The sequence below is a fragment of the Pseudomonas sp. TWRC1-2 genome (assembly GCF_049896685.1).
Classification (GTDB): Bacteria; Pseudomonadota; Gammaproteobacteria; order Pseudomonadales; family Pseudomonadaceae; genus Aquipseudomonas.
The window spans coordinates 184,481-201,388 of sequence record NZ_JAFCUU010000005.1 but is presented as its reverse complement, the minus strand read 5'-3'; the positions used below and the strand labels follow the sequence as shown (position 1 = coordinate 201,388).

The window sequence follows — 16,908 nt, the reverse complement described above, 5'->3', positions numbered from 1 at the left end:
TGGGAGAGCGCCTTGCCGAGCGTATCCACCGTGAACCCTGATGCGCCAGCGCTGCTGGTGCAGCTGTCCGACAGCCACCTGTATGCCGAGGCCGATGGCACGCTGCTGGGCATGAACACCCGCGAAAGCCTGCAGCGAGTGATCGGGTTGGTGCGCTCGCAACAGCCGCAAATCGATTTGCTGCTGGCCACCGGCGACCTGTCCCAGGACGGCACGATCGAGTCTTATCAACAGTTTCGCGACCTGACCCGACAGATCGACGCGCCGGCGCGCTGGATTCCCGGCAATCACGACGAGCCGCAGATCATGGCCCTCGCCGCCGAACACAGTGATTTGCTGGAACCGGTCGTCGACATTGGCAACTGGCGCGTCACCTTGCTGGATTCGGCTGTTCCGGGCTCGGTGCCCGGTTACTTGCAGGATCAGCAACTGCAATTGCTTGCCCAGGCTTTGAGCGAGGCGCCTGCCCGTCATCATCTGGTGTGTTTTCACCATCATCCGGTGCCCATCGGCTGTGCGTGGATGGAGCCCATCGGCCTGCGCAACCCGGAGGCTTTGTTTGCGGTCCTCGACCGCTTTCCGCAGGTCAAGGCGCTGCTCTGGGGCCATGTGCATCAGGAGATCGACCGCGATCGCAACGGCGTGCGCTTGCTGGCGTCGCCGTCCACCTGCATTCAGTTCGCGCCGGGCAGCGAAGACTTCAAGGTCAGCGAGCAAGCGCCGGGTTACCGCTGGCTGCGCCTGCACGCCGACGGGCGGTTGGAGACCGGCGTAGAGCGGGTCGAAGGCTTCGCGTTTACCATCGATTACGGCAGCAACGGTTACTAAGCCCTGCAAACACTGATTAAAAATGTGGGAGCGGGCTTGCTCGCGAAGGCGGTGTATCAGTCACCCGATGTATTGACTGACACTCCGTATTCGCGAGCAAGCCCGCTCCCACATGGGTTCTTCTCTGACTGGACGATAGGGGCCTCACACACCACCCCGATCCCTGTAAACTGCGCCTCTTTGGCTGACGCACGGAGAGCCCGGCATGTCTGCTTCGATTTTGTATATCCACGGTTTCAACAGTGCGCCAGCCTCCAACAAGGCCAGCCAGTTGATCGCCGTGATGGACAGCCTCGGCCTGGCCGACCAATTGCGCGTGCCGGCGCTGCATCACCACCCGCGCAAGGCAATTGCTCAATTGGAAGATGCGATTGCGCAGCTGGGGCGGCCGCTGCTGGTAGGCAGCTCACTCGGCGGCTACTATGCAACCCATCTTGCCGAACGCCATGGCCTCAAGGCGCTGCTGGTCAACCCGGCGGTCAGCCCGCATCGGATGTTTGACGGTTACCTGGGGACCCAGAAGAACCTCTACACCGATGAAACCTGGGAGCTGACCCACGACCACGTTGCGGCCCTGGCCGAACTGGAAGTGCCAGCCCCGCAGGACGCCGCGCGTTACCAGGTGTGGTTGCAGACCGGGGATGAAACCCTGGATTATCGCCTCGCCCAACAGTATTACCGGGCCTGTGCCTTGCGCATCCAGGCCGGTGGCGACCATGGCTACCAAGGGTTCGCCCGGCAACTGCCGGCGATGTTGAGCTTTGCCGGCATTGGTGCAGATCAGTATCAATCCTTCGACTTTGCAGCCCTGTAAAGCCGCAGGTTACTTTTTAATCGAACGACTCACGACGAGACCCCATGGCCACTCCCAGCGCTAGCTCTTATAACGCCGACGCCATCGAAGTCCTCTCGGGCCTCGACCCGGTGCGTAAACGCCCAGGCATGTACACCGACACCAGCCGGCCGAACCACCTTGCCCAGGAAGTCATCGACAACAGCGTCGACGAAGCCTTGGCCGGGCATGCCAAGTCGGTACAAGTCATCTTGCACGCCGACCATTCCCTGGAAGTGTCCGACGATGGTCGCGGCATGCCGGTGGACATCCACCCCGAAGAGGGTGTGTCGGGCGTCGAGCTGATCCTCACCAAGCTGCACGCCGGCGGCAAGTTCTCCAACAAGAACTACCAGTTTTCCGGTGGCTTGCACGGTGTGGGTATTTCCGTGGTCAACGCCCTGTCCACGCAGGTCAGGGTCAAGGTCAAGCGCGACGGTAACGAGTACCAGATGACCTTCGCCGATGGCTACAAAGCCACCGACCTGGAAGTGATCGGCAGCGTTGGCAAGCGCAACACCGGCACCAGCGTGTACTTCGCGCCGGACCCGAAATACTTCGATTCACCCAAATTCTCCATCAGCCGCCTCAAGCATGTGCTCAAGGCCAAGGCCGTTCTGTGCCCGGGCCTGTTGGTCAGCTTTGAAGACAAAGGCACCGGCGAGAAGGTCGAGTGGCATTACGAAGACGGCCTGCGTTCCTACCTCGAAGACTCTGTCAGCGACTTCGAACGCCTGCCCAACGAGCCGTTCTGCGGCAGCCTGGCCGGTCATAAAGAAGCCGTCGACTGGGCGCTGCTGTGGTTGCCTGAAGGCGGCGACAGCGTGCAGGAAAGCTACGTCAACCTGATCCCCACCGCCCAGGGCGGCACCCACGTCAACGGTTTGCGCCAGGGTTTGCTGGACGCCATGCGCGAATTCTGCGAATACCGCAGCCTGTTGCCACGCGGCGTGAAGCTGGCGCCGGAAGACGTGTGGGAGCGCATCGCGTTCGTGCTGTCGATGAAAATGCAGGAGCCGCAATTCTCCGGTCAGACCAAAGAACGCCTGTCGTCGCGTGAAGCGGCGGCGTTTGTCTCCGGCGTGGTCAAAGATGCGTTCAGCCTGTGGCTCAACGAGCACCCGGAGCTGGGCCTGGCCCTGGCGGAGTTGGCGATCAATAACGCCGGCCGCCGTTTGAAGGCCAGCAAAAAGGTCGAGCGCAAGCGCATCACCCAGGGCCCGGCGTTGCCGGGCAAGCTGGCCGATTGCGCCGGGCAGGACCCAATGCGTTCCGAGCTGTTTCTGGTCGAAGGTGACTCCGCCGGCGGTTCTGCCAAGCAAGCGCGGGACAAGGAATTCCAAGCGATCCTGCCGTTGCGCGGCAAGATCCTCAACACCTGGGAAGTCGATGGCAGCGAAGTCCTCGCCAGCCAAGAGGTGCACAACATCGCCGTGGCCATTGGCGTCGACCCAGGCGCGGCCGACATGAGCCAGCTGCGCTACGGCAAGATCTGCATCCTCGCTGACGCCGACTCCGACGGTTTGCACATCGCCACGTTGCTGTGCGCGCTGTTCGTCCAGCACTTCCGCCCATTGGTGGATGCCGGTCACGTCTACGTTGCCATGCCGCCGCTGTACCGTATCGATTTGGGCAAAGAGATTTTCTACGCGCTGGACGAAGCCGAGCGCGATGGCATCCTCGACCGCCTGGTCGCCGAGAAGAAACGCGGCAAGCCACAGGTCACGCGATTCAAAGGCCTGGGTGAGATGAACCCGCCGCAGCTGCGCGAAACCACCATGGACCCGAACACGCGGCGCCTGGTGCAGTTGACCCTGGAAGACTTCGCCGGCACGTCGGAAATGATGGACATGCTGCTGGCGAAAAAACGTGCACCGGATCGCAAGGCCTGGCTGGAGTCCAAAGGCAACCTGGCCGAGGTTCTGGGCTGATGCGCACAGGTTTCGCCCTGGCGATCCTGATGTTGAGCGGGTTGGCGGCGGCCCAAGTGGTCGCCGAGCCCGTGGCTGAGCTGAAGCTGATATCCGAGCATCCGGTGGACGGCATGCGTGGCGGTAACCTGTCGGGCCTGGCGGTATGTGGCCAAGAGCTGTGGACGGTGTCCGATCGCGATGACGACCAGATTTACCGACTCGATATCAGTGCGCCGACCTGGCAGGCCGAAACCGTGAAGATTGACGTGCCGCCGGTGCCCGAGTCCGGTTTGCCCTGGGGTTTGCGCTCGCGCACCAAGGCTGCGTCATTCATCCGCGGTGGCGACCTCGATTTTGAAGGCATTACCTGCGATGCCGCCGGCAACCGCTACATTGTCAGCGAAGCCCATGCGGCGGTGCTGCAAGTGCCGATGGCGGGCGCCCCCGAGTGGTTGAAAATCGCCCCTGGCATGGTGCGTGAAGCCCGCGCCAGTGGCATGTTGCTGCACTTCAACGCGTTGTTCGAAGGCCTGGCGGTGAATCCTGCCGGTAATCAGATTTGGCTGGCGGCCGAGCGTGAGCGGCGTGGCTTAATCTCGATCAAGCGCGGGCAGAGCGTATGGGATTGTGACGGCCCCTGTGTGTTGTTGAGCGAGGCTGGCCAGGAAGTGCAGCCGGCGCAGTTCACCAACGCGAAGGCTGTGTCCAAGGACTTTGCCGACCTGGCGCTGTTTGAGGGCAAGCTGTTTACCCTGGAGCGCAATGCGTTCCAGATTTGCCGGCGTGATGCGGTCACCGCCAAAGTCGAGCTGTGCTGGTCGTTTGCCGACGAAACCCTGATGCCGAAACGGCGCTATGCCCAGCCCTACGGCCTGGCCGAAGCCCTGGTGGTGGATGCAGAGGGCGCCTGGCTGGGGATCGACAACAATTTTGGCCCGCGTGCCGATGGTGAAAAACGCCCTGTGGTCTATCGTTTCGCCGCGCCTGCCGGCGGCTGGAGCGCCCAGCCATGAGCGGGCAGCCGCCCGGCAAGCGCGCCGGACGTGTGCTGATGTTTGTGGCGTGGGGCGCCGGGCTGTTTTTGGCTACGCGGTTTTTTGGGCAGTGGGAAGCACGTCAGGAAAATCCCAATGCGGTGGTGACCTCGCAGCAACACGAGGGTTACATCGAAGTGAAATTGCTGGGCAACGGCCAAGGGCATTTTGTTGCCAGCGGCCAGATCAATGGTCAGCCGGTGGAGTTTATGCTCGATACCGGCGCGACCGATGTGGCGGTGCCGGCCGAATTGGCCGACCGCCTCGGGCTTAAACGTGGCCTGCCGGTGACCTTGAGCACCGCCAACGGCCGTGTTCAGGGCTACCGCACCCACCTCGACCGCCTGAAACTGGGCGATATCGTCCTGCAGGACGTCCGCGCGATCGTGGCGCCGGGCTTGGACGGGGAACAGGTGCTGCTGGGCATGAGTGCATTGAAACAACTTGAATTTACCCAGCGCAGCGGCACATTGCTGCTGCGCCAGACCAAACAATGATGAGGCCTGCATGAGTGACATCCTCGCAGACAGCTTAGACGGCGTAGAACGCCGGTCGCTGGCTGACTTCACCGAAAATGCCTACCTCAACTACTCCATGTACGTGATCATGGACCGTGCCTTGCCGCATATCGGCGACGGCCTGAAGCCGGTACAACGGCGCATCATCTACGCCATGAGTGAGTTGGGGCTGGACGCTGATTCCAAGCACAAGAAGTCGGCGCGTACCGTCGGCGACGTGCTCGGCAAGTTCCACCCGCACGGCGACTCGGCGTGCTACGAAGCCATGGTGCTGATGGCCCAGCCGTTCAGCTACCGCTACACGCTGGTGGACGGTCAGGGTAACTGGGGTGCGCCGGATGATCCTAAGTCCTTCGCGGCCATGCGATACACCGAAGCGCGCCTGTCGCGTTACTCCGAAGTGCTGCTCAGCGAGTTGGGTCAGGGCACCGCCAACTGGGGCCCGAACTTCGACGGCACCCTGGACGAACCCTTGGTGTTGCCGGCACGTTTGCCGAATATCCTGCTCAATGGCACCACCGGCATCGCGGTCGGCATGGCCACCGACGTGCCGCCGCACAACCTGCGTGAAGTCGCCACCGCCTGCGTACGCTTGCTGGATGAACCCAAGGCCACGGTCGAGCAGCTCTGCGAGCATATCCAGGGCCCGGACTACCCGACCGAAGCGGAAATCATCACACCGCGCGCCGACTTGCTGAAGATGTACGAAACCGGCAAGGGTTCGGTGCGCATGCGCGCCGTGTACCACATCGAAGACGGCGACATTATTGTCACCGCGCTGCCGCACCAGGTGTCTGGCGCCAAGGTGCTGGAACAGATCGCCGCGCTGATGCAGGCCAAACCGTCGAAACTGCCGCAAGTCGCTGACCTGCGTGATGAGTCCGACCACGAGAACCCATGCCGCATCGTGATCATCCCGACCAACAGCCGGGTCGACCACGAAGTGCTGATGCAGCACCTGTTTGCCAGTACCGACCTGGAGTCGAGCTACCGGGTCAACGTCAACATCATCGGCCTGGACGGCAAGCCGCAGCTGAAGAACCTGCGCAACTTGCTGGTGGAGTGGCTGGAGTTCCGCATACAAACCGTGCGCCGCCGCCTGCAATTTCGCCTCGACAAGGTCGAGCGTCGCCTGCACCTGTTGGACGGCTTGCTGATTGCTTATCTCAACCTGGACGAAGTGATCCACATCATTCGTACCGCCGAGCACCCTAAAGCCGAACTGATCGCGCGTTTCGAGCTGAGCGAGATCCAGGCCGACTACATCCTCGACACCCGCCTGCGCCAGTTGGCGCGCCTGGAAGAGATGAAGTTGCGCGACGAGCAGGATGCACTGCTCAAGGAACAAGCCAAGCTGCAAGCGCTGCTGGGCAGCGAAGCCAAGCTCAAGAAGCTGGTGCGCAGCGAACTGATCAAAGATGCCGAAACCTATGGTGATGACCGTCGCTCGCCAATCGTCGAGCGCGCAGAAGCGAAAGCGCTGACAGAAACCGAGCTGTTGCCTAACGAGAAAATTACCGTCGTTCTGTCGGAAAAGGGTTGGGTTCGCTCTGCCAAAGGGCATGATATTGACGCTACCGGCCTCTCGTACAAGGCCGGGGATGGCTTCAAGACCGCGGCTGCCGGGCGTTCCAACCAATTTGCAGTGTTCATCGATTCCACCGGGCGCAGTTACTCGGTGCCGGCGCACACGTTGCCTTCAGCGCGTGGCCAGGGCGAGCCTCTGACCGGGCGACTCACACCGCCACCGGGGGCGAGTTTCGAATGCGTGCTGCTGCCCGATGATGATTCGTTGTATGTGATCGCTTCCGACGCGGGTTACGGTTTTGTGGTCAAGGGCGAAGACCTGCAAGCCAAGAACAAGGCGGGCAAGGCGTTGTTGAGCTTGCCCAACAACGCCAAGGTGATCCTGCCGCGCACAGTGGAAGACCGCGAGAGCAACTGGCTGGCGTCGGTGACCACTGAAGGGCGTCTGCTGGTGTTCAAGATCAGTGACTTGCCGCAGCTGGGTAAAGGCAAGGGCAACAAGATTATTGGGATTCCCGGGGAGCGGGTGGCCAGTCGCGAAGAGTACGTGACCGACATTGCCGTGATCCCGGAAGGCTCTACCCTGGTCCTTCAGGCTGGCAAACGCACGCTGTCGCTGCGTGCTGACGACCTGGAACATTACAAGGGTGAGCGTGGTCGGCGCGGTAACAAACTGCCGCGGGGCTTCCAGCGAGTGGATGCTTTGTTGGTCGAAACGCCGGTTTAAGGCGTATTAGAGCCCTCGATCTACGATTTAACGCGTAGATCGGCGCTTTCGCGCTGGAGTCATGGAGCATATTCACGGATGATATGGCCTTTCCAGCGCCGGCGTGGCCGAGCGTATTTAGGTTATTTTTAGTATTACATTGTGGTTCGCCTTGTGGCAGCCACCTGGATGGGATGATGACTGCTCCACGCCTTCCTTTATTTTTGATGCTCGCTGGCCTTTTGGGGCTGGCGGGTTGCAGCACGCACCAACCGGTGTCGCTGTACCAGCTGGACAGCGGAAGTCCAGCTCAGCCGGCGCAAACCGCTGGCATGGCTGTATTGCTTGGCCCGGTAGTCGTTGCCGATTACCTGCAACGCGAAACCCTGCTGCAACGTCAGAACGATGGTAGCCTGCAAGGTTCCACTGATGGCCGTTGGGCGGGCAGCTTGTCGTCCGACATCAACCAGCTGATGTTGCGCCAGGTGGCCGGTCATCTGGACAGTCAGCGTGTGGTGCTCGCGCCTGCGCCAACCGGCTTTACTCCGGATGTGCAGGTGTTGCTGACCATTACGCGGCTCGACTCGGGCGCCTCGCAGCCGGCCATCCTTGACGCGCAGTGGCGTCTGATCGACCGCCGTGGCCAGGTGCGTGACAACCGCATCGTGCATTTGCAGGAAGAACACAGCGGCACCACCGCGTCCCAGGTCCAGGCCCAGGGCGTGTTGTTGCAGCATCTGGCGCAGCAGTTGTCGGTGGCGCTCAAGCCATTGGCCAACCAGCCGCCGATTGCCGAGGCACCGCGCAAGCAAGCCCCGGCTCAGGCCAAGCCCGCAGCGCCGGAAAAGCCGAAGATGCCGATGGCTACGCCGATTCGTACGGACATGGAAGTGTTCAGGTTCTGATCTGAATCGCAGACAAACAAAAGGCCCGCTTATTCAGCGGGCCTTTTTGTTTGTCTGCGATTCGAGCCATGCTGAAGATCAACTGTGGGAGCGGGCTTGCCCGCGAATGCGTTGGATCAGTCGATAAGTCTGGCGACTGACACACCGCCTTCGCGAGCAAACCCGCACCCACACAAGCCCACTGCTCAGTGGGCTTGGCGGTGTTCCTCAGGGCTTGGTACGGGTCTCATGCATCCGCGCCAACTGCCGCTCCAGCATCGACGGATACGGCTCCATCAAGCGTTCCACACAGCTGGCGCCTTCAGGGCTGGCAATCGGGCGGATACGCGCGCGTTGGCGAATCAGCGTGTCTTCGCTGATCTTGCGCTCCACCAGCAGCAGGTTGCGGCTGTGTTGCGACAAGGCCAGCGCATCCTGGGCGATTTCAGTCAGCAGCAGGTCGATCTGGCTCATGCCAAACAGATCATCGCCCACGGTCAAACCAAGCTGCAGTTGCAAGGTGATGCCGCTGTCGGCTACTTCGATCTGCAGGGCATGGCCCAGGGCGCGCAACAACTCGCCGCAGCAAATAGCGTTGGTCAGGTAATCTTCGCCGCTGTCTTCGCTGTGGAACAGCATCAGCGTGCTGCCGTCGTTCAGGGTGTGCAGTTCGCTCTGATACAGCGAGGCGGCCTGGTCCAGGCAGTCGCGGTAGCGTTCCAGCAATTCCGTCAGGCGGGCGCGGGGCAGGCGGCGCAGTTGGTCCTGGGCGCCCAGTTGCACGGCCAATACGGCGCTGTGCTGAGGCTCGGTGTTCTTCACCGGTTCAGGCTTAGGCGCAACCGCCGGGGTGCCGGCCGAGGTATCGCGCAGGTCGGAGAACGGGTCTTCATCATCCAGTTCATCTTCCTCAGCCTTGATGACCTGGCGGGGCGCGGGCTTGAGGCCTGCCACCGGGGCACTTTCGTCAAAGCCCGGATCACGCAGGTCGCGCACTTCAAACTCGGGTTCGTCGTCGTAATCGGTATCGTCGTACTCGGGCTCGGGTTCGACCTCGGGCACTACCGGTTCTGGAGCGAAGCTGGCGTGAAGCTGGCGGGCGAGGTCGCCGATCTCATCCTGGCGATCAGTGGCCGGGGTGTGTTCGTCAATATCGCGCAGCCAGATGCGCAGCTGCATCAGCGGCGTGGAGATATGCCGGCCCAGGCGCAAGCTCAAGGCCAGGGCCAATGCCAGCAGGATTGCACTGAGGATGCCCATGCTTTGCAGGCTGATGGTCATCGGCTGCTGGAATTGCTGCATGTCCAGGCTGATGCGCAGTTGGCCGGCCTTCACATCCTGAAACGTGATGTTGCTCGAATACAAACCTTCGGCTTCACCCAGCAGGCCGTTTTTCGGGCGTTGCCCGGCTTCGGCCATGATCCGGTTGTCCACGCTGTAGATCGCGGCGTGGGCCACCAACGGGTTCTTGGTCAGGTTGTTGAGCAGCACGTTGAGGCTGAGAATGTCGTTGGACACCAGCAGCTCAGTCGCCGACGTGGCGGTCTGAGTGGTCAGGCTCTCGCCCAGGGCGTCGGCTTGCTCGTGCATGGCCTGCTTGAACTGCAAGCCCATCACGCAGGCATAGATCACCAGGGCCAGAGCGACCAGGATCACGTTATGGCTGGCGATGCGTAATGCGATCGGTACACGGCGGTGGCGCAGTGCCCGGAAGATCAGCAGGAAGAAGTTATCGGTTTTTACTGGCGTAGGCCGGTTCACTTGAGCTCGGCTCTTTAGTCCGTGAAGTTGACGCGCAGTATAGCGACAGGCCTGGGACCGGCAAAGCGCTGGCTGTGCCCGATGGTCACTGAAAGTGGGTAGAATGCGGTTTTTTTCCAGCCTGGGGGTGCGCTTTGCGCGAAATTGTCCTGATAAACATCACAGGTGTTGACCGACCGGGTCTCACCGCAGCCATTACCGGTGTGCTGGCCCAGGGTGGTGTGAACATTCTCGACATCGGCCAGGCGGTGATCCACGACACCCTGTCGTTCGGCATCCTCGTGGAAATCCCGAGTACCGAACAGGCTTCGTCGGTGCTCAAGGACATCCTGTTTACGGCGTACAAGCTCGATCAGCAGGTGCGTTTCACCCCGGTCTCCGAAGCCGACTACCAGCACTGGGTCGACGGCCAGGGCAAAAAACGCCACATCGTGACGCTGCTGACTCGCAAGGTCACCGCCGAGCAGTTGCAGCGCGTCAGCTCGATTACTGCCCAGTACGGGTTGAATATTGATCATATCGACCGTCTGTCGGGTCGCATGCCGCTCGATACGCCAGCCGACAAGGGCAAGGGCTGCATCGAGTTTTCCGTGCGCGGCGAACCGGCGGATCCGCAAGCGCTGCGCGCCGAGTTCTTGAGCGTGGCTCAGGAGCTGAATGTCGACATCGCCTTCCAGGAAGACTCGCTGTTCCGCCGTAACCGCCGCCTGGCGGTGTTCGACATGGACTCCACGCTGATTGAAGCCGAAGTCATTGACGAGCTGGCCAAGGCTGCCGGTGTGGGCGAGCAAGTGTCTGAAATCACCGAGCGCGCCATGGCCGGTGAGCTGGATTTCCGTGCCAGCTTCAAGGAGCGCCTGGCGCTGCTCAAAGGCCTGGATGTGAGTGTGCTGGACTCGATCGGCGCCTCGCTGCGCCTGACCGAAGGCGCCGAAACCTTGTTCGCCGAACTCAAGCGCTTGGGCTACAAAACCGCAATCCTGTCAGGTGGCTTCACCTACTTCGCCAAGCAACTGCAGGCCAAGCTGGGCATCGACTATGTGTTCGCCAACGAGCTGGAAGTGGTGGATGGCAAGGTGACGGGCGTGGCGGTGGAGCCGATTGTCGACGCGCAGCGCAAGGCGGATCTGCTGAGGGAATTGGCCCATAAGGAAGGTTTGCGTCTGGAACAGACCATTGCGGTCGGTGACGGCGCCAATGACTTGCCGATGCTGGCGATTGCCGGCTTGGGTGTGGCGTTCCGCGCCAAGCCGCTGGTCAAGCAATCGGCCAAGCAGGCGATCTCGACATTAGGGCTGGATGGCGTGTTGTACCTGCTGGGCTTGCGCGACCGCGACGGTCAGCTGTAACTGGCAAAACCTAGTTAAAAATGTGGGAGGGGGCTTGCCCCCGATTGCGATGAGTCAGTCACCAGATGAGTTGACTGAAAAACAGCTATCGGGGGCAAGCCCCCTCCCACATGGGGTTCGGTGTCAGGCTTTAGGCGCGGCGATGCCTTGGCCCATCTGCACCGGCGTACCCGCCACCAGTTCTTCAGCCCACTTAACCTGATCCGGCCCGAACAGCACAATTGCAGTCGAACCCAGCTTGAAGCGGCCCAGCTCCGCGCCTTTCTCCAAGTGAATCGGTGCGCGTGCAGCCTCGTCGTAGCGGAAGGTTTTCAGCTCGCGTTTTGGCGGCGTCACCAGCCCGGCCCATACGGTTTCAATCGACGCGACGATCATCGCACCTACCAACACTACAGCCATCGGGCCGCGTTCGGTGTCGAACAGGCAGACAACACGTTCGTTACGGGCAAACAGCTCAGGCACGTTTTCGGCGGTGGTCTGGTTGACCGAGAAAATCCGACCCGGCACGTAGACCATCTCGCGAAGCGTGCCGGCCAGCGGCATATGCACGCGGTGGTAGTCCTTTGGCGACAGATAAATAGTGGCGAAATCACCGCCCATAAACGGTGCAGCCAATGCTGCATCGCCGCCCAGCAATTCCAGCACGCTGAAACTGTGGCCCTTGGCCTGGAACACGCGGCCGTGTTCGATTGGGCCAAGCTGGCTGACGGCGCCGTCGGCCGGGCTGAGTACCGCGCCCGGGGTTTGATCCAGCGGGCGCGCGCCGTCTTTCAAGGCGCGGGTGAAGAAGGCGTTGAAATGCTCGTAGGCGGTCAAGTCTTCAACCAGGGCTTGGGACATGTCCACCTGGTAGCGCTTGGCGAACCAGGCGGTGAAGGCGTTCTTGAACCAGCGCACGCGGCACTCGGCGATGCAGCCGGCCAGTCGCGAGAGCAAGTGGTGCGGCAGCAAGTACTGGCTGAGGATAAACAACTGCTTTTTCATTAACTGTCCTTAAACCTTAAATCTCAACGGGGGTGTCGGGGTGGTTGCCCCATTCGCCCCAGGAACCGGCATAACCTTTGACTCGCGGATAACCGAGCGCCTTGGCCACCAGGTAGGTGAAGCCAGAGCGGTGGTGAGTCTGGCAGTGGGTGATGATTTCTTTGTCTTTGGTCAACCCGAGGTCTTCGAGGATCTGCGGCATGTCGCGGCGGATGCGCAGGTTGCGCGCCTTGTCCATGCCGGCGGTCCATTCGAAGTTCACCGCGCCGGGGATGTGTCCGCCCTTGGCGGCGAGCACTTTCTCGCCGGAATATTCCAGGGGGCCGCGGGCATCCCAGATACCCAGGTCGGCTGCGCCGAGTCGGCTTTGCAGGTATTCGCGAGTGGCCGTGGGGCCGTCATGCAGCGTGAGGCTGACAGGGCCGCCGACGGGGGCGGGCACTTCGGTGGAAACTGGGTATTTCTCTTCCAGCCAGGCCAGCAGGCCGCCGTCCAGGTAGTGGTATTTCTGGTGGCCGATCACGTCGAGCATCCAGATGAAGCGCCCGGCCCAGCCGCCGCCTTCGTCGTCGTAGACCACGTAGGTCGCATCCGGGGTGTGGCCCAGTTCGCCGAACAGTTTTTCGAGGTCGGCCTTGGGCGGCAGCAAACCGGGTGCGGGCGCCTGGCCCAGTTGGGTGCGCTTGGGGTCAACGAAATGCGCGCCGGGGATATGCCCTTCGGCGTAGCGGGCGGCACTGGTGAGGTCCACCAGAATCAGGTGTTCGGCATCCAGTTGACCGAGCAGGTCGCTGGACTCGATCACCAGCGGCAAGCCAGAGAAGTCAGGCATGTGAGGTCTCCTGGGCACAATTGTTGGCGATAAAAGAGGGCGATTGTAGCGCAAGCATCAAGCGCTGCGGTTGGTAAAGCTGTGCAGCGCTTTCTCGATGCATTGAGCGGTTTTGCCGAAGGCCTGCACGGTGGTTTCCGAGAACGGCCCGCCGCCCTGATCGGCGACCATCAGCATCACGACCTTGCCGTTGCAGCTCAAGGAACGCAGCAACAGGTGTTCGCCATTGAACAGGCGGCGCAGGATCGGCGGCAGCAAGGCCGAGAACTGTGCGTGATTGTCTGGCGTGAGGCGTACCTGGGCAGACTTTTCCAGCAGGCGCTGCAGCAGCGTGCTGTTGACCACATCCAGGCTCAGGTTCGCCGCGTCCTTGGGCAAGCCGTCGGCCTGGTGCACGCGCAAGGTGCTCAAGGCGCGGTCCGCCATGAACAACAAGACGCGCTGCATGCCACTGGCGACCAAGGCTTCTCGGGCACAGGTGGTCAGGTGCATGGCATTGGCAAAACGGCTCGGTTCGACCAGCAGCTCGGTGCAACGCTTGCGCCACACGGCGAGTGCTTCGGCAGTGGGCGGCGGCGCCGGCAACAGGCCGCGATGGATTTTCTGCACATGCCACGGCCAGATCAGCGACAACGCCGGGTGCCAGAGGTCAGGCATCAAGGTCGTGCGTGCGCTGGTCACCGCTTGCTGGTGAACCTGCTGCTGCACGTCACTCAGCGGCTCTTGCAGGTACAGCGCGGTGAGGTACTGCCAGCGCTCGGTGTGCGGGCAGGTCCAGGATTCCTGCGCCGACATCGCCAGGCCGTTGGCCAGCAGCACAGTGTTGGCCGGCTGGTTCAGCCAGCGGCGCAGGTTGGGTTCGGCGTCGAGCAATTGCTGTTGGCGCAGCGCGTCGTCTTCACGGGCGATGTGCAGCGCCTTGACCAGCAAGCGCTGTTCGGTCAGCAGCAGGCTGTAGCCTTGGGAGACCCAGATCGGCAGGTGCCAGGCTTCGGTCAAGCCGCGGCACAAGTCCAGCAGGCGCACGCCGAACAATGCCTGTTCGACCTTGTGTGCCGACTGGCCTTTGTGGATCACCCGCAGTTCCCATTCTTCCAGAAGCTTGGGGTAGGCGACGGCCATCGGCCACAGCGGCGACAGAAACAGTAGGCTGCCCCAATGAATGTCTTGCCACAACCGCGCGAGGCGGCTGGCGAACAAACCGTTGGCTTGCTGGGAGGCGTGCTGGCTCACCAGCAGCAGTTGGCGCAGGGCCACCGGAATGTCTTTTTCCGGCACCGAGGGCAGGCGCGCCAGCAACTCCTCGGCGCGTTTGAGGCCGAGGCGGTTGAGCGCCACTTCGAGGTTTTCCGCCGGCCCTGACAGGCTGCCATGGGCCTGGCCGTTGGCCTCGCGCATCACGCTGAGCACCAGCGCCGGGCTGTGTTGCATCAGCTCGGCAATATCCCGTAAAGAACTACGGCTATCGCGGATGGCCTTGCACACGCGTTCGTGACTAGCCTGAGGAACAGGCAGCAGCACATCGTCCAGGCGCTTTATCCAAGCCGCGAGGGTAGTGGGTTTTGTCGTTGGAGCTGTCGTTTCATTAGCCATGATTGGGGCGCGATCATCACTTGCGTTCTACACGCCCGGAACGGGCCGAATTGGCTTTTCGCCTTAACGGGCTATAGTCTGGCGCAGTTTTGCCGATAAGTAGAACAAGAGTTTTCAGCTTCACCCAATATGTCCATGAACCCGACGGCGCAAGTACCAATCTCCTATGGCTAAAATTATCGGCATCATCGTCGTCATCGCAAGTGTGCTCGGTGGGTACGTCCTGTCCCACGGTAAAATTGCCGCGCTGATCCAGCCCTTCGAAGTGTTGATCATCGGCGGTGCCGCGTTTGGCGCATTCCTGCAGGCCAACCCCGGCTACATGACCATGCACGTGATCAAGAAGTCGCTGGGCATGTTCAGCTCACGCTTCTCCCACACCTTTTATTTGGAAGTGCTGGGACTGATTTACGAGATCCTCAACAAGAGTCGTCGCGAAGGCATGATGGCCATCGAGGGCGACATCGAAGACGCCGCCGCCAGCCCCATTTTCGCCAAGTACCCGGCGGTGCTCAAAGATGAGCGCATGACTGCCTACATCTGCGATTACCTGCGCATCATGTCCTCCGGCAACATGGCGCCGCACGAGTTGGAAGGCCTGTTCGACATGGAGCTGTTCAGCCTTAAGGAAGAGCTGGAGCATCCGTCCCACGCCGTGACCGGCGTTGCCGACGGCATGCCCGGTTTCGGTATCGTCGCGGCGGTACTCGGCATCGTGGTGACCATGGCTTCCCTGGGCGAAGGCGACCAGAAGGCCATCGGTATGCACGTGGGCGCGGCCCTGGTGGGTACCTTCTTCGGTATTCTCGCCGCTTACGGCTTCTTCGGCCCACTGGCCACTTCCCTGGCGCACGATGCCAAGGAAGAAGTGAATTTGTACGAAGCGATCAAGGCCTGCCTGGTGGCTTCGGCGTCCGGCATGCCGCCATCGCTGGCAGTGGAGTTCGGGCGCAAGGTGCTGTACCCGAAACATCGCCCAAGTTTTGCCGAGCTGGAACAAGCGGTTCGCGGTCGCTAAGTCATGGAAAACAACCAGCCGATAATCATCAAGCGCGTCAAGCGCTTCGCTGCGGGGCACCATGGCGGCGCCTGGAAAATCGCCTTCGCCGACTTTGCCACGGCGATGATGGCGTTCTTCCTGGTGCTGTGGCTGATGTCCACCGCCACGCCCGAACAGAAGATCGCCATCGCCGGTTACTTCAAAGACCCGATTGGCTTTTCGGAAAGCGGCACACCGTTTGTGATTGACCTGGGCGGCTCGCCGCAGCTGGCGCCTGAGCGCACCATCAACCCGGAGGTCAAGACCGAAGCGCCGCAGGAAAAAATCCCGATCGAGCGCGACACCGTCGAATCGATGGCCGAGCAGGTCGAGCAGGAACGCCTGGAATTGTTGCTGCAGGAACTGCAGACCAAGGTTGAAGAGAACCCGCAGTTGCTGAAGTTCAAGGATCAGATTTCTTTCGAGATCACGCCGGAAGGCTTGCGCATCCAGATCACCGACGCCGCCAACCGGCCGATGTTCGACTCCGGCAGCGCGCGTCTGAAACCGTACTTTGAAGACATCCTGCTGGCCATGGCTGACACCATCAAGGCGGTGCCGAACAAGATCAGCATCAGCGGCCACACCGACGCCAAGCCGTATGCGGGCCAGGGTGACTTCGGCAACTGGGAACTCTCGGCCAACCGCGCCAACGCCGCCCGCCGTGCGCTGGTAGCGGGCAGCTACCCGGACCCGCAAGTGGCGCGCGTGGTGGGTTTTGCGTCGTCGCAGCTGTTTGATCCTAAAGACCCGTTCAACCCGATCAACCGTCGGATTGATATTGTCGTGCTGACCAAAAAGGCCCAGCGTGCGATCGAAGGCGATCAGGGCGCAGCGCCGGCGGCACCGGCCCAAGGCGAGGGCGCACCGGGCGAAGTGCCGGCCGACCCGAACGCGATTCCGCCAGGGCAGGAGCCGCTGCCGGCCCACGAGCTGCGGCAGAAGCTGAACCTGTTTGATGATGGTGGGGTGAAAGATCCTACTGCGCCTGGGTCGTAACAGAGCGATTGTGGCGAGCGGGCTTGCCCCGCGTTGGGCTGCGCAGCAGCCCCAGCACACTCACTGCGCCTTGTCAGACAAACCGAGGGTGTAGGTTTTGGGCTGCTTC

At 61.7% G+C, this 16,908-nt stretch carries 14 protein-coding genes; 10 read left to right on the top strand and 4 right to left on the bottom strand.

Features of this window, described 5'->3' with window-relative positions; genetic code table 11:
- Window positions 1–12: 12 nt before the first annotated feature.
- The 7 genes from cpdA to ACP7B3_RS16280 all read left to right on the top strand — a co-directional run bounded on the left by cpdA (window position 13) and on the right by ACP7B3_RS16280 (window position 8,263).
- Complete coding sequence (gene cpdA / locus ACP7B3_RS16310; RefSeq protein WP_426179661.1) at window positions 13–828, top strand: 3',5'-cyclic-AMP phosphodiesterase; 816 nt, start codon at window positions 13–15, stop codon at window positions 826–828.
- A 205-nt stretch (window positions 829–1,033) separates the two neighbouring features.
- On the top strand, window positions 1,034–1,642 hold the full coding sequence (locus tag ACP7B3_RS16305) for a YqiA/YcfP family alpha/beta fold hydrolase (RefSeq protein WP_145160123.1): 609 nt from the start codon (window positions 1,034–1,036) through the stop codon (window positions 1,640–1,642).
- 44 nt (window positions 1,643–1,686) lie between these two features.
- On the top strand, window positions 1,687–3,591 hold the full coding sequence (gene parE, locus ACP7B3_RS16300) for a DNA topoisomerase IV subunit B (protein WP_145160125.1): 1,905 nt from the start codon (window positions 1,687–1,689) through the stop codon (window positions 3,589–3,591).
- Entirely contained in the window at window positions 3,591–4,586 is a 996-nt protein-coding gene (locus ACP7B3_RS16295) for an esterase-like activity of phytase family protein (protein WP_426179658.1), read from the top strand. Before parE ends, ACP7B3_RS16295 begins: the two co-directional genes overlap by 1 nt.
- The gene (locus tag ACP7B3_RS16290; protein ID WP_119737939.1) at window positions 4,583–5,104 is read left to right on the top strand and encodes a retropepsin-like aspartic protease family protein; all 522 of its coding nucleotides are present in this window, start codon (window positions 4,583–4,585) and stop codon (window positions 5,102–5,104) included. The genes ACP7B3_RS16295 and ACP7B3_RS16290 overlap by 4 nt, the downstream gene beginning before the upstream one ends.
- Before the next feature lie 10 nt (window positions 5,105–5,114).
- Window positions 5,115–7,379, top strand: a complete 2,265-nt coding sequence (gene parC, locus ACP7B3_RS16285) for a DNA topoisomerase IV subunit A (protein WP_106577610.1) — start codon at window positions 5,115–5,117, stop codon at window positions 7,377–7,379.
- Window positions 7,380–7,555: 176 nt separating this feature from the next.
- A complete protein-coding gene (locus tag ACP7B3_RS16280; protein ID WP_145160133.1) occupies window positions 7,556–8,263 on the top strand; it encodes a PqiC family protein in 708 nt (235 codons plus the stop codon).
- A gap of 207 nt (window positions 8,264–8,470) precedes the next feature.
- Here ACP7B3_RS16280 and ACP7B3_RS16275 read toward each other — a convergent pair whose 3' ends face one another.
- On the bottom strand, window positions 8,471–10,003 hold the full coding sequence (locus tag ACP7B3_RS16275) for an AhpA/YtjB family protein (protein ID WP_426179655.1): 1,533 nt from the start codon (window positions 10,001–10,003) through the stop codon (window positions 8,471–8,473).
- A gap of 134 nt (window positions 10,004–10,137) precedes the next feature.
- On the opposite strand from ACP7B3_RS16275, the gene serB reads away from it, so the two are divergent.
- On the top strand, window positions 10,138–11,352 hold the full coding sequence (gene serB, locus ACP7B3_RS16270) for a phosphoserine phosphatase SerB (RefSeq protein WP_426179653.1): 1,215 nt from the start codon (window positions 10,138–10,140) through the stop codon (window positions 11,350–11,352).
- A 123-nt stretch (window positions 11,353–11,475) separates the two neighbouring features.
- Here the strand turns inward: serB and asd are convergent, their stop codons facing one another.
- From asd to ACP7B3_RS16255, 3 genes are read right to left on the bottom strand one after another with little or no spacing between them, the layout of a single operon-like run.
- Window positions 11,476–12,336, bottom strand: coding sequence for an archaetidylserine decarboxylase (gene asd / locus ACP7B3_RS16265; protein ID WP_106577614.1), 861 nt, complete (start codon window positions 12,334–12,336; stop codon window positions 11,476–11,478).
- 16 nt (window positions 12,337–12,352) lie between these two features.
- Window positions 12,353–13,168, bottom strand: a complete 816-nt coding sequence (locus tag ACP7B3_RS16260; RefSeq protein ID WP_242198946.1) for a rhodanese-like domain-containing protein — start codon at window positions 13,166–13,168, stop codon at window positions 12,353–12,355.
- Between the two features lie 57 nt (window positions 13,169–13,225).
- Complete coding sequence (locus tag ACP7B3_RS16255) at window positions 13,226–14,761, bottom strand: HDOD domain-containing protein (RefSeq protein ID WP_369301574.1); 1,536 nt, start codon at window positions 14,759–14,761, stop codon at window positions 13,226–13,228.
- Window positions 14,762–14,927: 166 nt separating this feature from the next.
- Between ACP7B3_RS16255 and motA the strand changes: the two genes are divergently transcribed.
- Together motA and motB are read left to right on the top strand one after the other, a co-directional pair.
- Window positions 14,928–15,779, top strand: a complete 852-nt coding sequence (gene motA / locus ACP7B3_RS16250; RefSeq protein WP_017138472.1) for a flagellar motor stator protein MotA — start codon at window positions 14,928–14,930, stop codon at window positions 15,777–15,779.
- Between the two features lie 3 nt (window positions 15,780–15,782).
- Window positions 15,783–16,799: a flagellar motor protein MotB gene (gene motB / locus ACP7B3_RS16245; RefSeq protein WP_262209708.1), complete on the top strand. Its 1,017-nt coding sequence runs from the start codon at window positions 15,783–15,785 to the stop codon at window positions 16,797–16,799.
- Window positions 16,800–16,908 lie beyond the last annotated feature (109 nt).

Coding starts and splice junctions, on each gene's coding strand:
- ACP7B3_RS16305 (WP_145160123.1), top strand. CDS start 1,034: ATGTCTGCTTCGATTTTGTATATCCACGGTTTCAACAGTGCGCCAGCC.
- parE (WP_145160125.1), top strand. CDS start 1,687: ATGGCCACTCCCAGCGCTAGCTCTTATAACGCCGACGCCATCGAAGTC.
- ACP7B3_RS16295 (WP_426179658.1), top strand. CDS start 3,591: ATGCGCACAGGTTTCGCCCTGGCGATCCTGATGTTGAGCGGGTTGGCG.
- ACP7B3_RS16290 (WP_119737939.1), top strand. CDS start 4,583: ATGAGCGGGCAGCCGCCCGGCAAGCGCGCCGGACGTGTGCTGATGTTT.
- parC (WP_106577610.1), top strand. CDS start 5,115: ATGAGTGACATCCTCGCAGACAGCTTAGACGGCGTAGAACGCCGGTCG.
- ACP7B3_RS16280 (WP_145160133.1), top strand. CDS start 7,556: ATGACTGCTCCACGCCTTCCTTTATTTTTGATGCTCGCTGGCCTTTTG.
- asd (WP_106577614.1), bottom strand. CDS start 12,336: ATGAAAAAGCAGTTGTTTATCCTCAGCCAGTACTTGCTGCCGCACCAC.
- ACP7B3_RS16260 (WP_242198946.1), bottom strand. CDS start 13,168: ATGCCTGACTTCTCTGGCTTGCCGCTGGTGATCGAGTCCAGCGACCTG.
- ACP7B3_RS16255 (WP_369301574.1), bottom strand. CDS start 14,761: ATGGCTAATGAAACGACAGCTCCAACGACAAAACCCACTACCCTCGCG.
- motA (WP_017138472.1), top strand. CDS start 14,928: ATGGCTAAAATTATCGGCATCATCGTCGTCATCGCAAGTGTGCTCGGT.
- motB (WP_262209708.1), top strand. CDS start 15,783: ATGGAAAACAACCAGCCGATAATCATCAAGCGCGTCAAGCGCTTCGCT.